This is a genomic window from Christensenella intestinihominis (assembly GCF_001678845.1).
Taxonomy (GTDB): domain Bacteria; phylum Bacillota; class Clostridia; order Christensenellales; family Christensenellaceae; genus Christensenella; species Christensenella intestinihominis.
In genome coordinates this window covers 1-6,131 of sequence record NZ_MAIQ01000022.1, presented here as the reverse complement: position 1 = coordinate 6,131, position 6,131 = coordinate 1, and the positions used below count along the sequence as shown (strand labels likewise).

The window sequence follows — 6,131 nt, the reverse complement described above, 5'->3', positions numbered from 1 at the left end:
AAACACAGCCCGCACCTACGGTGCAAGCTGTGTTTTGGTGTGCCCGGGAGGATTCGAACCTCTGGCCTCAGGAGTCGGAGTCCTGCGCTCTATCCAGCTGAGCTACGAGCACATGAAACTGCAAAACGCAGTTACAATACTTTAGAAAGAAAATCCTGGAGCCTCGGATTCTTCGGACTGTCGAAGAATTCCATCGGCGGCGCCTGTTCCAGGATTTTACCCTCATCCATAAACAGGCAGCGGGTCGCAACTTCTTTTGCAAAACCCATTTCATGCGTGACGACAATCATTGTCATCCCTTCATCCGCAAGGGTATGCATGAAATCAAGCACCTCCCCAACCATTTCAGGATCAAGCGCCGAGGTCGGTTCATCGAAAAGCATGACGTCCGGGCTCATGGCAAGCGCACGTACAATTGCCACACGCTGCTGCTGTCCGCCTGAAAGCTGCGAAGGATATGAATCTATTTTATCCGATAATCCGATTCTTTTCAAGAGTGTTTCTGCACGTTCCTGTGCTTCGTCCTCTGTCATCAGCCCAAGCTTTAACGGCGCAAGCATAATATTCTGTCCCACGGTTTTATGGGGAAACAGGTTGAATTGCTGAAATACCATTCCCATCTTCTGCCGTACTTTGTCGATATCCGTGTTTTTGTCCGTAAGCAGCTTCCCTTCAAACCAGATTTCACCACCGGTCGGAACCTCGAGCATATTCAGGCATCGTAAAAAAGTAGACTTTCCGCTTCCCGACGGACCAACAATGACCACCTTTTCGCCGCGCTCGATGTGCTCGTCAATGCCCCTGAGGACCATATTATCGTTAAATTGCTTGAATAATTCCTTTACAATAATCATAGCGCACCCCTACCTCACATCGCTCTGTGCGAGTTTCTTTTCCAGTTTCCTGAGCGCCCAGGTAATCAGCATAACAATACCAAGATAAACAAGTGCAATAAAAATCAGCGGAACAAAAGCGTCCATCGTCCGTGAACGCACCAGCTCGGCGGCGCGCGTCAAATCCGTAACCGCAACATATCCAACAATGGAGGTCTCTTTAAATAATACGATGAATTCATTTCCCAGTGCGGGCAGGATATTTTTAATTGCCTGCGGGAAAATAATGGTGCGCATCGTCATGCCGTTCGTAAGGCCGAGGGACCGCCCTGCCTCCATCTGCCCGCGCGGCACGGCCATAATGCCCGACCGTACAATTTCGGCGACATAAGCGCCGCTGTTGATGCCAAACGCGAGCGCCGCAACATAAGGCGCCATCTCAATCGGCGCGGCGGCAAAAATAATGTAATACATAATTAAAAGCTGTACCAGCACCGGCGTGCCCCGAATCACCGTCAAGTAGATATCACAGATAACATTCAGCCATTTCAGGCGCTTGTTGCGCAGCGCATTAACCTTTGCAATTGCAACAACCGATCCGATTACGACGCCCATCAATACCGCAATGCCCGCGATCATCAGGGTAACGAGCAATCCGTCGAGGAACATTGTCCAGCGGTCGTTCGCAATCAGCGTATTATAAATTTGTTGTCCAAGATTGTCAAACATATCCCCAAGCTCCATCATTTGCCAAACTATTCGTCACGTTTTTCAGGAAAACGCGCAAGCATGTTTTATTATACTATATTTGCAAACAAAAAAAAAGTTTGCAGGAAAAAATTCTCCTGCAAACTTTTCAAAATCGAGATTACTCAGCTTCCGAAGGCGTTCCGGAATACTGGTCGAAATGCTTCTGGGTCAGTTCCTCGATACCGCCCTTCATGTCAGCCAGAACTTTATTGATGACTTCCAGAAGATCGTCCGATTCACCTTTCCGAACCGCCATTGCATACTGTTCCGTCGTAAGAACATCGTCGTACACCATAAGGCTGTCATTATTCGCTACAATGCTTTGTGCCGGGAGCTTATCCACAACAACCGCATCCAGTTTCCCGTTCGCAAGGTCCATACCGGCTTCAATCGCGCTTTTATACTGCTTTACGGTCGCACCTTCCACTTCATCCGATACAAAAAGGTCGCCCGTCGTGCCAAGCTGCACGCCGATTGTCTTTCCTGCCAGGTCTTCCACCGTAGCGCCTGCCACCTTCGGATTATCCTTCGTCACAATTACCATCTGGTTGGAAGTCGCATACTCATCCGAAAAATCAACGCTCTGTTGGCGTTCTTCCGTAATTGTGTAACCTGCCGCAATAAAGTCGCCCTTGCCGCCGTTCAGCGCCGGAACCAGACCATCAAAGTCCATGTCCACAACCGTCAGCTTTACGCCCAGTTCATCGGCGATTTTCTGCGCAATTTCAATATCCACACCCGTCGGCTGGTTGTCGTCGCCAAGATATTCATAGGGCGGGAACTGCGCATTCGTCAGGAGCACGAGTTCCCCCGCCTCCTTGATCTTGTCAACAAGGCCGCCCGTCGCCGCGCCGCTGTCGGACGCTTCCGCGCTCTCGGATGCAGCTGCGGACGGTTCCGTGGAAGCCGCCTCGGAAGGAGCCGCGGACGCCGCCGGTTCCGGTGCGGAGCATGCCGCGAACACCGCCGCGGCCATCAATACTGTCAGTACCAAAGCAATAATCTTTTTCATATCTTTCCTCCAATAAATATTTAAAACTTATAATGTATAATTATACATATATATTCAAAAAAATCAATCCCTTTATGCAAAAAACGAATAAAAACATAACAAAATCTCAGCGCTGCAGTTTACCAAGCTCCCTGTCCAGCACTTTTACCCGCTCTGACCAACTGTTCTCTTTTGCAAACCGGATTCGTTCCTCTTCGCTGCATAACTGGTCCCTGCCTTCTATACAGTCTTTCAGGTATCGGACAAATTGCCCGGGATCGTTGTCCAGCAATGCATATTTATTCCGAAATGGTAATAACTCGGGGATTTCCGTCGCCACGACTTTCTTGCCGGCCGACAGGTATTCATAAAATTTTACCGGATTCGTTGCTTTGATCAAATCACGCGAAGCGTCGAAAGGAATCACCGCAACATCAAAATCTTTCAAATAGCCCGGAAGCTCCCCATATGGCTTCTCTCCCAGCAATTTCACATTCGGAAGCTTTTCCAATTCGTCCACATGGCCGTATACGGTGTTCCCGATCAAAACAAAATCGTACTCCGGCAATTTTTCCGCAGCATATGTCATAAGGCGGTCATCAAACCAATTTGAAATCTCACCATAATATCCAATAACAGGCCTTTTTTTATCTTCATGCTTTCCATATGCCTGATAAAAATGTTCAAATTCTGTTCCATTGCGCAACAGGGTGCAACACTCATTTTTTTGCCTGGCTTTATCAAACAAATACTGTGATGATGCAAAAACAAGGTCACTGATTCCAAACATCTGTTCAAAGCACTCGTTCAGGAACCCCGAATGCTCTATGTGGGTAAAATCCCTGACGTCATCAAGATAGTCAAACGCAACCTGAAAGCCAAATCTTGCTTTCAGGCGGCTACAAACCGGCGCCCAGGTCGGATATTCTGAAATAACGACTGCATCTTGAATCCCTTCGGCTTCAACCATGGCCTCAATTTTCGCCATAATGTCAAAGAGTTCCCTGCTGCTTGACAGTCCATTAATGTTGGGCATTTCGTTTTCAAAGGTAATGGAAACTACCTTTCCTTGTTGTTCCCTGTTCCTGCCCCAAAAGGTTGGATTAATAAAATAAACCGGATGCCCTTCGCCGGAGAGTCCCTTGGCAAGATGCTGCGGGCGCTGGAACCGATAAGTCCAGTCAATCATTGACAAAAATATAATACTTGCTTTAGAGGCGCCTTGCTCGGCGGCATTATTATCACCGGAAGCAACGATCTCCTTGTTTTTCGCCGGTTCGTGCGCTACCGGTGCATGGAAAATCTTTCCCATGCATTTATGAATTCCCCTCGCAAAGGCACGCGTAACCTTATTCTTCCGGGATAGCGCATAATATTTCTGCAGTGCCCTATATCCATAGGAAAGGCTGATTTCATTTATTTTAGTGCCAAGCTTCTGTACAGAGTGCCTTAAAAGTTCAATTTCCTGATCCTTTTCCGCAGCTTCAACACATTTCTTCTCAAATGCCTTTTTTTGCTCCTCAATGACCTGCTTATCTTCAACCAGCAATTCATAGAGCGTTTCCGCATTTTCATGAAAGCTGTCAATATGCTCCCCGTTTTTCCCCATTTCGCTTCGTCCCAGCCTTATTTCGTCATAAAAGGCTGATCCTTCCCCTGAATAATATGTCCGCTGGAATAATCCTCTCCATTCACCGAATAATAGACCGCATTGATCTCCTGCACATTTTCCAGATATGCATTCGCAATCGCTTCCAATACGGCTCCCTCCCCGGACGATCCTAAATTCATATTGTAGATGGAATCATCAAAGTCAATAAACAGGTTCCCATCGGAAAAAGTGATCGAATTCGCCTTTATTTCATCCGTTCCAAAGAAAGCTTGGTTAACAGCCTCGAGAGCCGCCGCATTTCCTGCATCCGCATCGATTTCATAGGTGCTTTCCTTCTCTTCCTGGGTTCCCTCATCCCAATATTTGAACATAATTTTTGAAGAATCGTCATAGGCAAATTCCTGGGAAGGTCCCGGTGTTTGGACCGGAACAGGCGAAGGGATTTGCGTTGTCTCAATCGTGGGCTCCGGATCGGGCGCCGTTGTGACCGCTGCAGATTCCTGCTGGTCCGGCTCCGCCGTGCATGCTGTAAATAATAGTATTGCTATAACGATAATCACCGTAATAATTGTCTTTTTTTTCATACCGTCTATTCCTTTCGGAGTTTTTTTTAGTATATCATATTATTGTCGTTAGTCCAAGATATGCTTAAATTGTATCATAATGTTTACAATTCAATGAACTTTTTGTTACGCATTTAATTGATTTTTTCGTCATATTCGTGTATCCTTATAAATGTATCTTTGTCAGGAATTGACCTTAGCTTAAAAACACATTTGGGAGTATATTTGATGAGAAAGTATTTAAGGAAAAGTTTTTGTTTCATTTTAGTAATTGCTACAATTCTGGTATTATTTATCGGGATTGTCCCGGCACAGGCAAAAAGCAACAGTGATTTTGTAATTTTCCTCCAGGCCGGCCACAGTCCTTCGGCTACAACTTCCGGGGCATCCGTTACATACGGCGGGAAGACAATCCGCGAGGATAACCTCAACGAGAAGTTGACCTATTACACCTACCAAAAGTTGACTGCGGCAGGATATACGGTGTATCTTACCAATCCTATTACACTATATCCAAACCTTCCGTCAATAATCCAGACGCCTTGTCCTTCCAATCGTTCCCAATATGATTTGGATATAATCCTGGACGCAATTCACAATCCCAGCAAATATAATTCAAAGGTCACTACCCAGCCCGATCTCGTTTTGACCCTCCATCATAATTCAATCGGAGATGGAAGCGTGGACCCGGCTGGCAGCAATCCTTCCGGCTGTATCACATTTTATACAAATTGGGTCGGGAACCGCGACGGTGTCGGTAAATATGAAAGGAACCAGGAGTCCGTCCAGCGTTCCTACGATTTTGCCAACATCTTAAACAGTTCGTTCCAGCAGTCGAGTTACCCTTCCAAGAGTAGTGTTCAGCTTAACAACAGCAATAATCATCTTACAAAATATTCCCGCGTTCCCACGGTTCTTGTAGAAGCCGGATTTATGACAAATTCCGGCGATTTGGCCGCCATGCAGAAAGACAGCAATGTGAGCACTATGGCCGATCGTATCACAAGCGCCGTAAATACTTATGCCGCAAAATATCCCAACCGCATTCCGGCGTTTGTGGCTGAATATAATCCGCCGACAGCTTCGGCAACGTTCGCTTCTTATGATCCGGTAAGTAAGCTGTTTACCGTAAGCACGGATAATGTCAACGACCCTAGCGGGGTCTCCACCGTCCAGCTCGCCGTCTGGAACGACAAGACTGGTGTTTCCGGTGCGAAGTGGTATAATGCACGCAACATCTCCGGTACTAACAACTGGGCGGCCGTGTTCTCGCTGGCCGACTTTGGATATGCTGAGGGCACCTACTATTTCAACAGCTATGGCATCGATCGCTTAGGCAACAGCGGCGTCATGAAGTCCGGCACCTATACCGTCAAAACGGA

General features: G+C 47.0%; 6 protein-coding genes and 1 tRNA gene. 1 reads left to right on the top strand and 6 read right to left on the bottom strand.

From position 1 onward, the window contains the following. Positions 1-35: 35 nt before the first annotated feature. From BBD38_RS14135 to BBD38_RS14110, 6 genes are all read right to left on the bottom strand, one after another. Positions 36-112: transfer RNA gene (locus tag BBD38_RS14135), tRNA-Arg, on the bottom strand. Between the two features lie 19 nt (positions 113-131). Further along, positions 132-854 carry an amino acid ABC transporter ATP-binding protein gene (locus tag BBD38_RS14130; protein WP_066689365.1) on the bottom strand — a complete coding sequence of 241 codons (723 nt, stop codon included), beginning with the start codon at positions 852-854 and terminating at the stop codon, positions 132-134. Between the two features lie 9 nt (positions 855-863). Then, positions 864-1,580, bottom strand: a complete 717-nt coding sequence (locus tag BBD38_RS14125) for an amino acid ABC transporter permease (RefSeq protein ID WP_235829147.1) — start codon at positions 1,578-1,580, stop codon at positions 864-866. A gap of 121 nt (positions 1,581-1,701) precedes the next feature. Next, a complete protein-coding gene (locus BBD38_RS14120) occupies positions 1,702-2,595 on the bottom strand; it encodes a transporter substrate-binding domain-containing protein (protein ID WP_066689363.1) in 894 nt (297 codons plus the stop codon). 106 nt (positions 2,596-2,701) lie between these two features. Further along, on the bottom strand, positions 2,702-4,123 hold the full coding sequence (locus BBD38_RS14115) for a glycosyltransferase (protein ID WP_172807857.1): 1,422 nt from the start codon (positions 4,121-4,123) through the stop codon (positions 2,702-2,704). A 77-nt stretch (positions 4,124-4,200) separates the two neighbouring features. Next, a complete protein-coding gene (locus BBD38_RS14110) occupies positions 4,201-4,770 on the bottom strand; it encodes a GerMN domain-containing protein (protein WP_066689359.1) in 570 nt (189 codons plus the stop codon). Positions 4,771-4,977: 207 nt separating this feature from the next. Between BBD38_RS14110 and BBD38_RS14105 the strand changes: the two genes are divergently transcribed. After that, positions 4,978-6,131: N-acetylmuramoyl-L-alanine amidase (locus tag BBD38_RS14105; protein ID WP_147568181.1), on the top strand; the 1,154-nt coding region annotated here is incomplete at its 3' end.